Annotated in this window: 13 protein-coding genes; 8 read left to right on the forward strand and 5 right to left on the reverse strand. The window is 60.6% G+C overall.

The features are described 5' to 3' along the window. Positions 1–8: 8 nt before the first annotated feature. The 3 genes from ACIQAL_RS23940 to ACIQAL_RS23950 are packed head-to-tail and all read right to left on the reverse strand — an operon-like array spanning position 9 to position 3,525. A complete protein-coding gene (locus ACIQAL_RS23940; protein ID WP_401149998.1) occupies positions 9–1,010 on the reverse strand; it encodes a substrate-binding domain-containing protein in 1,002 nt (333 codons plus the stop codon). A gap of 50 nt (positions 1,011–1,060) precedes the next feature. After that, the gene (locus ACIQAL_RS23945) at positions 1,061–2,041 is read right to left on the reverse strand and encodes an ABC transporter permease (RefSeq protein ID WP_401150000.1); all 981 of its coding nucleotides are present in this window, start codon (positions 2,039–2,041) and stop codon (positions 1,061–1,063) included. After that, positions 2,038–3,525 carry a sugar ABC transporter ATP-binding protein gene (locus ACIQAL_RS23950; protein ID WP_401150002.1) on the reverse strand — a complete coding sequence of 496 codons (1,488 nt, stop codon included), beginning with the start codon at positions 3,523–3,525 and terminating at the stop codon, positions 2,038–2,040. The genes ACIQAL_RS23945 and ACIQAL_RS23950 overlap by 4 nt, the downstream gene beginning before the upstream one ends. Positions 3,526–3,835: 310 nt before the next feature. On the opposite strand from ACIQAL_RS23950, the gene rpiB reads away from it, so the two are divergent. Then, entirely contained in the window at positions 3,836–4,294 is a 459-nt protein-coding gene (gene rpiB / locus ACIQAL_RS23955) for a ribose 5-phosphate isomerase B (RefSeq protein WP_401150004.1), read from the forward strand. An 86-nt stretch (positions 4,295–4,380) separates the two neighbouring features. After that, positions 4,381–5,370, forward strand: a complete 990-nt coding sequence (locus tag ACIQAL_RS23960) for a sugar-binding transcriptional regulator (protein WP_401150006.1) — start codon at positions 4,381–4,383, stop codon at positions 5,368–5,370. 62 nt (positions 5,371–5,432) lie between these two features. Here ACIQAL_RS23960 and ACIQAL_RS23965 read toward each other — a convergent pair whose 3' ends face one another. Beyond that, positions 5,433–5,762, reverse strand: coding sequence for a DUF3509 domain-containing protein (locus tag ACIQAL_RS23965; RefSeq protein WP_401150008.1), 330 nt, complete (start codon positions 5,760–5,762; stop codon positions 5,433–5,435). A 552-nt stretch (positions 5,763–6,314) separates the two neighbouring features. After that, complete coding sequence (locus ACIQAL_RS23970; RefSeq protein ID WP_341962142.1) at positions 6,315–6,734, reverse strand: HPF/RaiA family ribosome-associated protein; 420 nt, start codon at positions 6,732–6,734, stop codon at positions 6,315–6,317. Positions 6,735–7,252: 518 nt separating this feature from the next. Here ACIQAL_RS23970 and ACIQAL_RS23975 point away from each other — a divergent pair. From ACIQAL_RS23975 to ACIQAL_RS24000, 6 genes are all read left to right on the forward strand, one after another. Next, the gene (locus ACIQAL_RS23975) at positions 7,253–7,597 is read left to right on the forward strand and encodes a DUF3649 domain-containing protein (protein WP_401150010.1); all 345 of its coding nucleotides are present in this window, start codon (positions 7,253–7,255) and stop codon (positions 7,595–7,597) included. After that, positions 7,594–9,180 (forward strand): PepSY-associated TM helix domain-containing protein, encoded by a 1,587-nt coding sequence (locus ACIQAL_RS23980; protein ID WP_401150012.1) that lies wholly within the window; start codon positions 7,594–7,596, stop codon positions 9,178–9,180. Before ACIQAL_RS23975 ends, ACIQAL_RS23980 begins: the two co-directional genes overlap by 4 nt. Then, entirely contained in the window at positions 9,180–9,512 is a 333-nt protein-coding gene (locus ACIQAL_RS23985) for a DUF3325 domain-containing protein (protein WP_401150014.1), read from the forward strand. Before ACIQAL_RS23980 ends, ACIQAL_RS23985 begins: the two co-directional genes overlap by 1 nt. A 7-nt stretch (positions 9,513–9,519) precedes the next feature. Beyond that, positions 9,520–10,128 (forward strand): RNA polymerase sigma factor, encoded by a 609-nt coding sequence (locus ACIQAL_RS23990; protein WP_401150016.1) that lies wholly within the window; start codon positions 9,520–9,522, stop codon positions 10,126–10,128. Next, a complete protein-coding gene (locus tag ACIQAL_RS23995) occupies positions 10,125–11,126 on the forward strand; it encodes a FecR family protein (RefSeq protein ID WP_401150018.1) in 1,002 nt (333 codons plus the stop codon). The genes ACIQAL_RS23990 and ACIQAL_RS23995 overlap by 4 nt, the downstream gene beginning before the upstream one ends. Positions 11,127–11,268: 142 nt before the next feature. After that, a complete protein-coding gene (locus tag ACIQAL_RS24000) occupies positions 11,269–13,662 on the forward strand; it encodes a TonB-dependent siderophore receptor (protein ID WP_401150020.1) in 2,394 nt (797 codons plus the stop codon). The last annotated feature ends 104 nt before the right edge of the window (positions 13,663–13,766 follow it).

Consider the following 13,766-nt stretch of genomic DNA (forward strand, 5'->3'; position numbering starts at 1 on the left):
AAAAAGGATTACTTGGCTGCAGTGACTTGCTGATACAGCGCATCGGCGTTGCTGTGCACCACCGGCACCCACGGCAGGATGTACAGCTGATCCTTGCCATCGGCCCATTTCACGTCTTTGGCGTAGCGCTCCCAGATCACCGAGCGCGGCTTGTAATCGGCGCCGATGAGTTTTTTCAGGGCCACGTCGAGGGCGCCTTGGGATTGGGCCTGCGCGTCTTGCAGGAAGGTGGTGACTTCGCCTTTTTTCGCGGCCTGGATTGCATCGGGCATGCCGTCGATTGAAGTGATCGGCACGTCAGTTGGCGAGAGGCCACGGGACTTCACCGCTTGCAATGCGCCCAAGGCCATGTCGTCGTTCTGCGCGATGATCCCCGAGATGCCGCCGTTCGGGTGAGCGTTCAGCCAGTCTTCGGTGAGGGTCAGGGATTCGGCCCGAGACCAGTTGGCGGTCTTCATTTCGATCACTTTGATGTTCGGGTTTTTCTTCAGGATTTCCATCTCACCTTTTTCGCGATCGATCTGAGCGGACTGGCCAATCGGCCCCTGAATGATCACCACGTTGCCCTTGCCGCCGATCTTGTCGACCATCGCCTGGGCTTGCAGACGACCGCCTTCCACGTCGTCATTGCCGACGTAGGGCACTTTGTCGCCCGCCACTTTGGTGTTGGAGGCGATCACGGGAACCCCGGCCTCTTCAGCACGCGCCACGGCGCCGACGCCGGCCTTGGTGTCGATGGGCACGAAGATGATCGCGTCGTAATGCTGCGTGACCATGGTTTCGATCTGGTTGTTCTGGGTCAGCGCGTCGTAGTTGCCGTCGAACACCGTGATCTGCACGGTGCCGTCCTTGACCGCCGGGTGTTCCTTGATTTCGCGGACCCAGTTCTGCATGAATTGGCCCTTGAGGCCGTAGACCGCGGCGCCGATCTTGTAGGTCTGCGCCTGGGCGATGCCAGTGGCGAGGGCGGAAAGGGCCAGTGCGGCGAGTAAGGTTTTGCCTGCTTTCATGAAAGAACTCCTTATTTTTGTAATCGTTCTGTTGCAGTGGATGTCAGGGTTCAACGTTTTCTTTTGCGCCAGACGTCGATCAGCACCGCGAGGACGATGATCAGACCCTTGGCGACTTGCTGGTAATAGGACGAGACGCCAAGCAGGTTCAGGCCGTTGTTGATGACCCCGATCAGCAGGGCGCCGAACAGCGTGCCGACGATGCTGCCTGTGCCACCGGAAAGGCTGGTGCCGCCGATGACCACGGCCGCGATGGCGTCGAGTTCGTAGGACATGCCCGCTTGAGGCAGTGCCGAGGTGGTGCGGGCTGACAGCACCACGCCTGCCAGTCCTGCCAGCAGGCCGGACACCACGTACACCGAGAACATCACCTTCCGTACACCAATCCCCGACGTGCGCGCACTCTTCTCGTTGCCGCCCACCGCGTACACATAGCGGCCATAGGTGGTGTAACGCAGGACCATCCAGAAAATCAGCGCGACCACGGCGAAGATCACGATGGGAATGCCGATGGGGCCGAACTTGCCGATGCCCAGCGCGAGGTACGCGTCGGGCAGGTCAGTGACCGGGCTGCCGTCGTTGAGGATGAAGGTCATCCCGCGCGCAATGCTCAGCATGCCGAGGGTGGCGACGAAGGGCGGAATCGACAGGTTGGCCACCATGAAGCCGTTGACCACGCCGAGCATGGCGCCGGCGAACATCCCGGCGCTGACGGCGGCCAGCAGGCCATAGCCCTGAGTGGCGACCAGCGCGCTGCACAGTCCGGCAAAGGCGAGGATCGAACCCACCGACAGGTCGATGCCCTTGGTCAGGATCACGTAGGTCATGCCCACGGCGAGAATCCCGTTGATCGAGGTCTGGCGCAGGATGTCCATCCAGTTGCGCCAGGTCATGAAATATTCGCTGGCGAAGGTCATGACGATGCACAGCAGGATGAACACCAGCGGCAGGCCGAAGCGGTCGAGGGTCAGACGCAGCCGACGGCGTGGCGCGGCGGTGGTCAGTGGCGCGGAGAGGGTTTTGGTGTTCATGAGGCGAGACTCAGCAAGGCTTCCTGGGACAGTGCGGTGTCGGTACTGATGGTGACCAGACGGCCACCTTTGAACACCGCGATGCGATCACTCAGATGCAGCAATTCCGGGGCTTCGGACGAGACCACGATGGCGGCCCCGCCCGCGCGCACGAACTCGTCGAGCAGGTGATAGATCTCCTGCTTGGCGCCTTCATCGATGCCACGGGTGGGTTCGTCGCACAGCAGGCAGATCGGCTGGGTCGACAGGCATTTGGCAAGCACGACCTTCTGTTGATTGCCGCCGCTCATGGACTCGACGGGGAGGTCCAGCGAGGCAGTCTTGATGTGCAGGCGCTTGACCATTTTCTGCGCCAGCTCGTTTTCCTTGCGCGCGTTGATCAGCGACCAACTGGACAGGCTTTTGTAGGCGGAGAGCGCGATGTTGGCCATGACGCTGCCGTTGAGCACCAGCCCGCTTTCCTTGCGGTCCTCGGTCACCAGCGACATACCCGCTGAAATGGTCGACGCCGGAACGCCGACCGGCAGCGGTTTGCCCTGGAGGGTTACACGTCCGGAATCGGGCAGCGTCAGGCCATAAATGCAGTTGAGGAATTCGCTGCGACCGGACCCCATCAGCCCGTAGATGCCGAGAATTTCGCCGGGGCGCACGTGCAGGCTGATGTCCTGGAACTCACCCTCGCGGCTCAGGCCCTCGACATTCAGGCAGGTTTCGTTCTGGCATTCGCGACCGATCTTGTGATCGATGCTTTGCAGCTCCTGGCCAACGATGCCGCGCACCAGATGCGCCCGGTTGATGTCGGCCATGTGCCCGCTTTCGACGAAAGCGCCGTCGCGGAAGATCGTGTATTCGTCTGCAATCTGTGCCAGTTCGCTGAGGCGATGAGACACGTAAATGATCCCGGCGCCTCGTGCGGTAAGACGGCGAATGGCCTTGAACAAGGTCTCTGCCTCGCGCTCGCCGATGGCCGAGGTCGGCTCGTCCATGATCATGACCTGGCAGTCATGGCTGAACGCCTTGGCGATCTCCACCAACTGAATCTGCGCCACGCTCAGGCGATGCATCGGGCTTTCGGCGTCCACGTCGAATTCCAGCTCGTCGAGCAACGCACGGGTGCGCCGGTTGAGTGCTTTGTAATCGACGATGCAGCCCATGTGACGCGGTTCGCGGCCCAGCCAGATGTTTTCGGCCACGGTCATGAACGGGATGGGTTCGAGTTCCTGAGTGATCATCGCGATCCCGGCGGCCAAGGCATCGCTGGGGCGGTTGAATTGCACGGGCTGGCCGTTGAGGGAAATCTCGCCGCTGTCCCGCTGAGTGATGCCCATCAGGATGCCAAGGAAAGTCGATTTGCCTGCGCCGTTGCCGCCGCAGAGGGCGTGGACGCTGCCGGCACGCAGAGAAAGTCGGCCGTCACGCAACGCGGGAATCCCGGCGTATGCCTTGGCGACCTGTTCAGCCTGGAGCAGTAATGGCGGGGCCATTGGCGTGTCCTCGTGCTGTGAATTCTTATTAGGGTTCGCAGTATTCAGCGATCAAATGCGCTGCGAAGTGAACATATGTTTAGCAAATGAAATTCTGATCAGTCAACTCGTTTTATTTCAGTTCGACCGAAAGCGGCTTTTTTGCGCCGTCCTAGAGCCTTCTCTTTTAGTTTGGCTTAATTTTCTGTCCGCTCAAGCGTCTTGACGCTTGACAGGTCAGGTCGATTCGCTGCGAAATGAATGAGCATATTTTCACGCAGTGATCATTTGATCGATTCTGCGTTTCTTTCGGCAACGGAGTGAAAACGCCATGAACACACCTTTTTCGGTGGCCGTCGGCTGTGATGAAGCGGGGCTGGAGCTCAAGGAACTGTTGAAGCGGCACATCCAGTCGCTGGGGTATCCGGTCGAAGACTTCGGCACCCATTCGATGGAGCCGGTGCTGTATCCGGACATTGCGCTGGCGGTGGCCACGGCCATCAACGAAGGTCATCACCGGCTCGGCGTGTTGGTCTGCGGGACGGGCATCGGCATGGCGATTTCCGCCAACAAGGTGTTCGGTATTCGCGCGGCACAGGCCCATGACACCTATTCCGCCGAACGCGCCCGCAAAAGCAACGACGCGCAGATTCTGTCCATCGGCGCCCGGGTGATCGGGCCTGAGCTGGCCAAGAGCGTGGTCAGCTCGTTTTTGCAGTCGGAATTCGAAGCGGCGCGCTCTGGCGCGAAGGTCGAGCGCATCAGGGCCATAGAGCGTGACAACCATTAATTGCGGCAGGCACGCGGCGTGGCTGGACGCCAGCAGCCAGGTATAGCGAGAATGGGCCTTTGAAGTTGAAACGGAAGCCAGTCCACATGAGTGACAGTACTCAAGCCGGGGTCAGCGACATCGATCTGATGACCGACGTCGCCATGCTCTATTACCTCGAGAACGTCACGCAGGAAGCCATTGCCAAGCGCTTCGACCTGTCGCGGGCGAAGGTGAGTCGTCTGCTCAAGCGAGCGCGTGACGAAGGCATCGTGGAAGTCCGGGTGCTGCAACACCCGACCATGAACAACGAGCTGGAACAGGCCCTCGTGCAGCGCTTCAAGCTGGATCGTGCGCTGATTGCTGTCGATCACAGCGACCCGGACACCCAGCGCTCTGCGGTGGCCAGCCTGGTGGCCAACTACCTGAACAAAACCTTGAGCGACGGCATGATCGTAGCGGTCGGCATGGGCCGCAATGTCGGCGCGGTAGCGGACAACGTCTTTCTGCCGGTCAGCAAAAATTGCACGTTCGTTTGTGCCATCGGCGGCTCTTTGAAAGCCGGGGAGTACATGAACCCCGATCACATCTGCCGTCGCCTGGCGCTGCGTTTCGGCGCGGAAAGCGAAACCCTCTACGCCCCCGCGCTGGTGGCGAACCCTGAATTGCGCAGCGTGTTGATCAGCAATGACACCGTGCGCTCGACCCTGGACCGCGCCCGTCGCGCCGACATCGCGTTGATCGGAATCGGCGACATGAGCGAAAACAGCAATATGGTGCGCATGGGCTGGTTTTCACCCCAGGAAATCGCGCAGGCGAGGCTGTCCGGCACGGTGGGTGACATGATGGGATACGACTTCATCGACATTCACGGCCAGCCCGCGATCACGGCGATGCAGGGGCGGATCATCGGGTTGAGTGTGCAGGAACTGGCGCGTATTCCCGATGTGGTGGCGATTGCCAGCGAAAACACCAAGGCGGCTGCGACGTTGGGGGCGTTGCGGTCTGGTGTGATCAATACGCTGGCGACAACGGTCACCAATGCGCACACGATCCTGGCGCTGGACGATGCGACGCGCAAAGCGACAGTCGAATGAAGTGAGAGGCTGCGAAGGGGGAGGCGACAGGGAATCGCCTCCGTCAGGTTCGCGTCATGGTGTCAGATGCCCACGTTCAATTGAGGCCGGGTGAGGAAGTTGTTGCGCGCTGGCGGTGGCGTCAATTGCTTGAGGTCGCCATCGGTCATGGCGGCAAGAATCTTGATGGCGCTGTGGCCTTGTTCGATGGCGATGCCGAATTGCACGCTCTCGATCAGGCGACGCAGGCGCTTGGGCGAATTGCGCTGTTCAGCGCTGATCAAGCGTTTGGCGACCACGCCCGACTCGTTGGAGAGTGTCAGCATGATGGTGCCGTCGAGGCCCTGGATGCTCAGGTTGACCCGGTAGTCTGGGTGAAATGCATCGGTGATCTGTTGAAAAGGATTGTCCATGAGCTGCTACCTGATTATCGATCTGCATAAGTTGACTTGGGGTTAGTCCCTTTAGTTCTCGACGCTGGATCAACGGTGGGTTGAAAACGACGTCTGGGTTGGCGAGTCAGCTGCCCGTCGAGCCAGAAAGGGCGGGGCTTGCAGAGATAAAGGCTCGACGTTCGGATACTTGCAGGGTTCGGGCCATTCAGGACGAACGGCACTTTCAGGCGGTCCATGAGTCCTTTCAGCGATCAAACCTTGAAGGGGTTTACCGTTTCGAATGAATACTTAAGTAATAGCCATCTGCTGCTCTGGTTGTCTACAAGCACCATTAGCGCGCCTGGCGCCTGCTTTGTGTGCGTGTTGTCAGTCGCTGGGCGAGGACCTGTGGGAGCGAATTCATTCGCGATGCAGTGGTACAGCCGATAGGAATCTGTCGGATGTACGGGCCAATCGCGAATGAATTCGCTCCCACAGATTGAGTTCGTCGGACGTGTTGAGCGGAGCACAAAAAAGGGCGGGCCTGTTTTCGCAGGCCCGCCCTTTGTGTCCTCTTTTTAAGCCGCCGGTTTAACCGTGCAAGGCCTCATCTTTCTCCAGAAATTCTTCCTGCAGCAGGGCATCCGGGTTTTCCGAATCGCTGCCTTGGGCACTGTCGATGGACGTCACACCTCCGCGCTTGCTGCGCAACTTGCCGAACAAGTGTTCCAGCGCGTGATCGAGCTTCACGGCGGCACCGTCCACGGCCAGATCCAGAGAATCAGCCTTGTGGGTCACGGAAATGGGTTGGTGTCCTTTTGGCCGGGCTTCCATCTGGCAGCGGATGTCATGCGGGCCGGGTTTGTCGCCGTTCTCGTCGCGGATATGGACTTCGATACGGGTCAGGTCTTCTTCGTAGCGGTCGAGCGTGCTTTCAACGGTGGTTCGTACCCACTCCTCCAGTCGGATGCTGCTTTCGATGTGGTTATCGCTGTTGACCTGGATTTGCATAGTTCTTCCCTTACTTTGGCTTGCTCGGGAGAGTCTCGACGAAGGTGAATTTTCGTCTGCCCTCACTCACAGTGTTGGCGCCGAACGGAAAACAATTCAACCCCCAAAACGAAAGAAATATTTCATCGCAGAAATGGTTTTGCAGTTGGGCGGAAAGTGCGTCAGGAGCGCGGAACGTCCCGTGTTTTCGCGGGTCGTGCCCGCAAAAGGCCTCACGAGCAGCGGTTGGATTCGCCGAATGATAAGTCAGTTCAAGCAACGAACAGGTCGGCATCGGACGCGAAATAACGTGGAACGTTGATTCAGAGCAAGGCTTTGGCTGTCGGTCAAAACCATCAAAATAGCGCCTTTTTTTAGAGTTCTTTGCACATGAGAATATTTATCATTAATATTGCGTTCTTTTAAGCGCGCCGGGTGTGTCAGGCCTGTGCGTCGCTTGGTTTCAGGATGATCCGGCTCATGTCGATTGCTTCAACGACCCCCTCCATTCCCGACCCATGCATTGCAGCGACCCTGTGATGGAGGCGATGTCGGTGACTGTGCCCGCGCCTGGAAAAAGGCCGAGAAAAAACCGTTCAGATGGGGTATCGCTGAAAGGACGGCTAGCGGTGGCTTCTCGCGTGGTCGCGGCTTTGGTCGGCGGTTACCTGGTGACGGCGTTGTCGAGCATTTGTCTGGCGCAGTTTCTACCGCTGGCTCGCGCCGAGGCTGTGGTGCTGGCGATGACCCTTTCATTTTTGGTGTACCTGATCGCGGTGCTCTGGTGTTTCGCCTGTCGCTCGGCGTGGCGCGCCTGGTTGGGATTACTGCTGCCGAGTGCGGTTCTAGGGGCGATGCACGCCAGCGCGCGGTGGCTGTTGTGAAAGAGGGCTTTCGTCAGGCGATGGCCTGGTTGCACACCTGGGCGGGGTTGCTGTTCGGTTGGCTGCTGTTCGCGATTTTCCTGACCGGCACGCTGTCCTACTTCAAGAACGAAATCACCCAGTGGACCCAGCCGGAAATCGTGCCTCATGAGGTGACGGCGGCGGATGGCGTCGCTCGCGCACAGGCGTGGCTGCAACTTAATGCGGCGGGTGCGAAACGCTGGTTCATTACCTTACCGGACGAGCGCACGCCGGAGCTGAGCGTCAGTTGGAGCGATTCCAACGATCGCTACACGGAACGATCCCTGGACGCCCTGAGCGGTGCGCCGGTGCAGGCCCGCGAAAGCATGGGCGGCGAGTTTTTCTACCGTTTCCACTATCAGTTGCAGATGCCTTACCCGTGGGGCCGCTGGCTGGCGTCGCTGGCCGCGATGGTGATGTTCGTCGCACTGATCAGCGGCATCGTCACCCACAAGAAAATCTTCAAGGAGTTCTTCACCTTTCGTCCGCGCAAGGGCCAGCGCACCTGGCTCGACGGCCATAACGCGGTCGCGGTGCTGGTGCTGCCGTTCCACCTGATGATCACCTACAGCAGCCTGGTGATTTTCATGACGATGATCATGCCGGTGAGCATTCTGACGACCTATGGCAAAGACACGCAGGCATTTTTCAACGACCTGTTTCCGGCCTACAAAAATACCCCGGCAGCGACCGAAAAGGCGCCGATGGCCGCCATTGCGCCGATGTTCGAGATTGCCGCCGACAAATGGCCCGGCAGTCGCGTCGGCATTATCACGGTGAACAATCCGGGCAGCGCCAACGCGTCGGTGACGCTGACCCGTCACGTCGCCGATCACATTCCCCATGAGCCCGCGACCACGCTGGTGTTCGATGGCGTGAGCGGCGCGCTGATCAACCAGAGCACGATGAGTGCGGCGTCGCTGATGTTGGCGGGCGGCCTTTATGGGCTGCACATGGGGCATTTCGCGGGGCCGTTGCTGCGCTGGCTGTATTTCCTGGCGGGCATCGGTGGCACGGCCATGATTGGCTCTGGGTTGGTGATCTGGCTCGGCAAACGCAAGCTCAAGCACGCCAAGGCCAGTGTGATGCCCTTCGGTCTGAGGCTCGTGGAAATGCTGAATGTCGCCAGCATGTCGGGGCTGATGCTGGCGGTGGTGAGTTTCTTCTGGGCAAACCGACTGCTCCCCGTGAGCCTTGCCGGGCGCAGCGACTGGGAAGTGAAGGTGTTCTTTTACGTCTGGGGCGCCGCGCTGTTGCACGCTTTTTTGCGCGTGTTTTTTCGCGACGGCCGCAGTGCGTGGCGTGAGCAACTGATACTGGGGGCGGCCTTGTATTGCGCCCTGCCGCTGTTGGACATGGCGACAACGGGCGGCTATCTGCTGGCCTCGTTGAAACAGGGACACATCACCCTGGCCGCGTTGGACCTGACGGCGTTGGTCGCGGGGATTTTTCTGGCGTGGGGCGCCTACAGATTCCGACGTGGCGCCAAACCCGTCATCGCGAACACGCCCCTCCCTGCGGTTTCCGGTCGTGAACCACGCACGGTCCGGGAGGCCAACTGATGCTTCTCGCGACGTTGCTCTGCTACCTCGGTTTCATGGCGCTGTGCCTGTCGATGAGCCGTCATTACGAGGACCTCGTCGGCGGTGTGCTGTCTCAGACCCGGAGCAAGGGATTGAAGCTGTTCGGCTGGGGCGCTTTGCTGGTGTCGCTGTGGGTGGCGCTGGTATCAACCAGCATCGGCCAGGCCTTGGTGCAATGGTTCGCCGCGTTGATGAGCAGCGCATTTTTACTGATTTTCGTGATGTCTTACTGGCCAAGGCTGGCCTTGTCGTTGGCGGGGATCGGAGTGTTGCTGGCTCCGGTGGCCGCTTGCCTTCAACTGCTGGCCTGAGCCCGACATGATCGACCTCATCCCACCGACGCCCGATGCGTCCGCACCCGATGGTGATCCGGACGCGCCCAAAGCCGCTCGTGCGCATTTCCTTAAAGTGTTCCTGTCCCAGCGTCTACAGATGGAGGCGCTGGTGAACCGACGCGTCGGTTGTCGGGCGACGGCCGCGGACCTGGTGCAGGATTTGTTTTTGCGCTTCTGGCGGCGGCCGTTGGTGCAGGTCGAAGAACTCAACACGTACTTGCTCCGTTGCGCGGGCAACATCGCCATTGATCATCTGCGCAACGAAGGCGCCCGGGCACGGCTCAATGAAGGGCTGATGCCTGACGCGCCAACGCTGCACACCGACGAACCTCAAGCGGCGCTGGAAGCCAGCAACGACCTGCGTCACATCGAAGCGGCTCTGCGCGGGCTGCCAGAGAAGACGCGGCAGATCTTTCTGCTCAACCGCATCCACGGGCGTAAATACGGCGAGATCGCCAAGGCCGTGGGGCTTTCGCAAAGCTCGGTGGAAAAACATATGATGCGCGCTTTGCAAGCCTGCAAAGCGAGTCTGGATCAGGACGGTGCGCGGGTCATTCCCCTGCGTGCGAAGTCCGAGGACGCTCGTCGATGAAAGCGTCTCTGGATTCCACTCTGATGATCACCCCCGAACAACACGATGCCGCGTTGAGCTGGCTGAGCCTGCTGCACGACGCGCCGAGTGCGGCGGATCAGGCGCGCTTCAGCCAGTGGTTGCAGGCCGATCCTGCTCACGCCGAGGCGTACGCTCAGGCGCAAGTGATGTGGGAAATGAGCGAGGAGCCTGCGGCGAAGCTCGCCGTAGAGGACTCTGTCGCCCTGCAAGCCTTGCTCGCGGCAATGGGCGCACCGGTTTCCCGCAGGCGTTCGTTGCCGCAATGGAGCGCCGGGCTGGCGATGGCGGCGTGTCTGCTGATGATGGTCGGCGTCGGGCTCGGGTGGCAGCCGCAGCGTTGGCTGGATGATGTCGGCGCGGATTACGTGTCGGCACCAGGCCAGGTCCGCACTGTGACGCTGGTCGATGAGTCGCAGGTGACACTGGACGCTGACAGCGCGATCGCCGTGCATTTCGTCAGGGGCGAACGCCATGTGCAGCTGCGTCGCGGCGCGGCGTTCTTTCAGGTGACGCACACCGGCGAGCCATTTGTGGTTGATGGCGGGCGCGGCGAAACCCGCGTGCTCGGCACTCAGTTTGAAGTACGTTTGCAGCCTCATGGGGCGCAGGTCACGGTGTTGTCCGGGCGCGTGGGCGTGAAGGCTGGCGCCGACCTGCCGCAGCAGATTCTCACGGCGGGGCAGCAAGTCAGCTACGACCAGACCCGCACCACCGACCCTCGAACTGTCGACAGCGACAATCCGCTGGCCTGGCGACAAGGCTGGCTCAATTACTACCGCACCCCGCTTGCTGATGTGATCAACGACCTGAGCCGCTACTACCCCGGCCGCATCGTCGTGCTGAACGCCGCGCTTGGCACAAGGAAGGTCAGCGGCAGCTTCCCCAGCAAAGACCCGGTGGCGGTATTGGCGGCATTGAAATCCGTGGTGGGGTTCGAGCAATACGAAGCGTTTGGACGGGTGATCGTGATTCGTTGAGTGAGTCCGCAGCCGGGGTGTATCCCTGTGGGAGCGAATTCATTCGCGATGCGGTGGTACAGCCGACCCATCTCTATGGTCTGCCTTATTTTTCGCGAATGAATTCGCTCCCACAGGAGAAAGTGCCAGTGCCCTACAAAGCATGCACATCAACAGGAGGCACATTGGGGTGAACGTCTGGCTCGGCCTGTCCATCCTCACCGTCTGGACCTCATGCGTTCAGGCGGCGGAGCCTGCCTATGACTTTTCGATCCCTGCCAAACCCTTGCCCCAGGCCCTCAGCGATTTCAGTCGGGTCACCGGGCAAAGCGTCATTTACACCCAGGACACGCCTTACGGCATCGAAGCTCCGGCGCTGAAAGGCTCGTTCAGCGCCGAACAGGCATTGCGGCAGTTGCTGAACAACTCCGGGCTGAATTTCCGCCGTGCGACCGACACCACGTTCACCCTCGAACCTGCCTCCCATTCCGGCGCAATCACCCTGGGCCTGACGCAGATCGACTCGCGCCGCAATGTCGCTGAAAGCTATCAAGCGCCCGCCATTCCATCGGTGACGCGCACCTCGACGCCGCAGCTGGAAAACCCTCAAGCCATCAGCGTCGTGCCCACTCAAGTCCTGCGCGACCAAGCCCCGCGCAACCTCGACGATGCATTGACCAACATCAGCGGCGTGACCCAGGGCAACACCCTCGGCAGCACCCAGGACACCCTGATGAAACGCGGTTTCGGCGACAACCGTGACGGCTCGATTTTGCGCGACGGCATGCCGGTGGTGCAGGGACGCAGCCTCAACGCCACCGCCGACCGGGTCGAAGTGCTGAAGGGACCGGCCTCGTTGTTGTACGGGATTCAGGACCCCGGCGGGGTCATCAACGTGGTCAGTAAACGTCCGGAATTACAGTCGCACCATGAACTGACTGCGCGCGGTTCAAGCTTCGGTGCAGGCAAGAATGGCAGCGGCGGCACGCTGGACAGCACCGGGGCGCTCGGTGAGCCGGGCCTGGCCTATCGCATGATCGTCGATCACGAAGACGAGGATTACTGGCGCAATTACGGTGTGCATCGCGAAACGTTGGTCGCGCCCTCGCTGGCCTGGTACGGCGAAAACACGCAACTGCTGGCCGCCTACGAGCATCGCGAATTTCTCTCGCCGTTCGACCGCGGCACGGCCATCGATCCGCGCACCAATCGCCCGCTGAACATCCCCGCTACGCGGCGTCTGGACGAGCCGTTCAACAGCATGGAAGGGCGCTCGGACCTGTACCGCATCGAGGCCGATCATCAATTCGGCGACAGCTGGAAGGGCCATCTCGGCTACAGCTACAACCGGGAAACCTACGACGCCAGCCAAGTGCGGGTGACGGCCGTGAACCCGGACAACGGCACGCTGACCCGCTCGATGGATGGCACCGGCGATGCGTTGAGCACAGATCGGTTCACGACGCTGACGTTGAGCGGCGACGTCCAGACCGCGGGCCTGCAGCACGATCTGCTGTTCGGCGCGGACGACGAGTACCGCAAGATTTATCGCGGCGAGCTGATCCGGCAAAAGAGCCGCACGACATTCAGCTATGTGAATCCGGCGTATGGGCAAGAGCCAGAAGGGACGCAGGTCAGCGTCCCGGACAGTAATCAGGTGGACATCCTGCGCAGCGACTCGCTGTTCGCTCAGGATTCGGTGCACCTGACCGATCAGTGGATTCTCGTTGCGGGGGCACGCTATCAACTGTTCGACCAGCAGGCCGGGAAGGGCACGCTGTTCACCCGCAACACCGACCTCAACGGCGAAAAATGGGTGCCCCGCGCCGGGTTGGTGTACCGCTACACCGACGCGCTGTCGTTCTACGGCAGTTACACCGAATCGTTCAAACCCAACGCCAGCATTGCCCCATTGGCAGGGGGCACGGTGCTGGATTCGGCGACTTTGCCGGAGCAATCCAGGGCGTGGGAACTGGGCGCCAAATGGGACGTGGACGATCGCATCAGCGGGACGCTCGCATTGTTCGACATCCGCAAGCGCAACGTGCTGGTGGCCAATTTCGATTCGCTGACCACCAATACCGTGTACTCCACCGCAGGCGAAGTGCGCTCGCGGGGGGCCGAGCTGGACCTGAGCGGGCAACTGTCGGAGCGATGGAGCGTGATCGGCGGTTATGCGTTCACCGACGCGTGGGTGGTGGAAGACCCGACGTTGAAGGGCAATCGGTTGCAGAACGTGCCGAGGCACAGCGGCTCGCTGTCGGCGGTGTACGACGTCGGCAGTCTGATCGGAGGAGACCGTTTGAGAGTGGGGGCGGGCGCCCATTACGTCGGCGAACGCGCGGGCAATCCCGACAACGATTTCAACCTGCCGGGTTACACCGTCGCCGAGGCCTTCGCCACTTATGAAACGAAGCTGGACGGGCAGAAAGTGAGGTTTCAGCTCAACGTGAAAAACCTCTTTGATCGCACGTATTACAGCTCGGCGGTGAGCCGGTATTTCGTGTCGATGGGTGATTCGCGGCAAGTGATCATGGCGACGACGCTGGAGTTTTGATCGTTGGTCAAGGCCTGAGTATGCGATGCGCCTGATACAACCGAGGTGTCCGGTTTTACTGTTGCTGCGCAACAGATCGCAGGCAAGCCAGCTCCCACGCCTTC

The sequence above is a fragment of the Pseudomonas sp. NPDC088368 genome, from assembly GCF_044753445.1.
Taxonomy (GTDB): Bacteria; Pseudomonadota; Gammaproteobacteria; order Pseudomonadales; family Pseudomonadaceae; genus Aquipseudomonas; species Aquipseudomonas bambusae.

Coding starts and splice junctions, on each gene's coding strand:
- ACIQAL_RS23940 (WP_401149998.1), bottom strand. CDS start 1,010: ATGAAAGCAGGCAAAACCTTACTCGCCGCACTGGCCCTTTCCGCCCTC.
- ACIQAL_RS23945 (WP_401150000.1), bottom strand. CDS start 2,041: ATGAACACCAAAACCCTCTCCGCGCCACTGACCACCGCCGCGCCACGC.
- ACIQAL_RS23950 (WP_401150002.1), bottom strand. CDS start 3,525: ATGGCCCCGCCATTACTGCTCCAGGCTGAACAGGTCGCCAAGGCATAC.
- rpiB (WP_401150004.1), top strand. CDS start 3,836: ATGAACACACCTTTTTCGGTGGCCGTCGGCTGTGATGAAGCGGGGCTG.
- ACIQAL_RS23960 (WP_401150006.1), top strand. CDS start 4,381: ATGAGTGACAGTACTCAAGCCGGGGTCAGCGACATCGATCTGATGACC.
- ACIQAL_RS23965 (WP_401150008.1), bottom strand. CDS start 5,762: ATGGACAATCCTTTTCAACAGATCACCGATGCATTTCACCCAGACTAC.
- ACIQAL_RS23970 (WP_341962142.1), bottom strand. CDS start 6,734: ATGCAAATCCAGGTCAACAGCGATAACCACATCGAAAGCAGCATCCGA.
- ACIQAL_RS23975 (WP_401150010.1), top strand. CDS start 7,253: ATGGAGGCGATGTCGGTGACTGTGCCCGCGCCTGGAAAAAGGCCGAGA.
- ACIQAL_RS23985 (WP_401150014.1), top strand. CDS start 9,180: ATGCTTCTCGCGACGTTGCTCTGCTACCTCGGTTTCATGGCGCTGTGC.
- ACIQAL_RS23990 (WP_401150016.1), top strand. CDS start 9,520: ATGATCGACCTCATCCCACCGACGCCCGATGCGTCCGCACCCGATGGT.
- ACIQAL_RS23995 (WP_401150018.1), top strand. CDS start 10,125: ATGAAAGCGTCTCTGGATTCCACTCTGATGATCACCCCCGAACAACAC.
- ACIQAL_RS24000 (WP_401150020.1), top strand. CDS start 11,269: ATGCACATCAACAGGAGGCACATTGGGGTGAACGTCTGGCTCGGCCTG.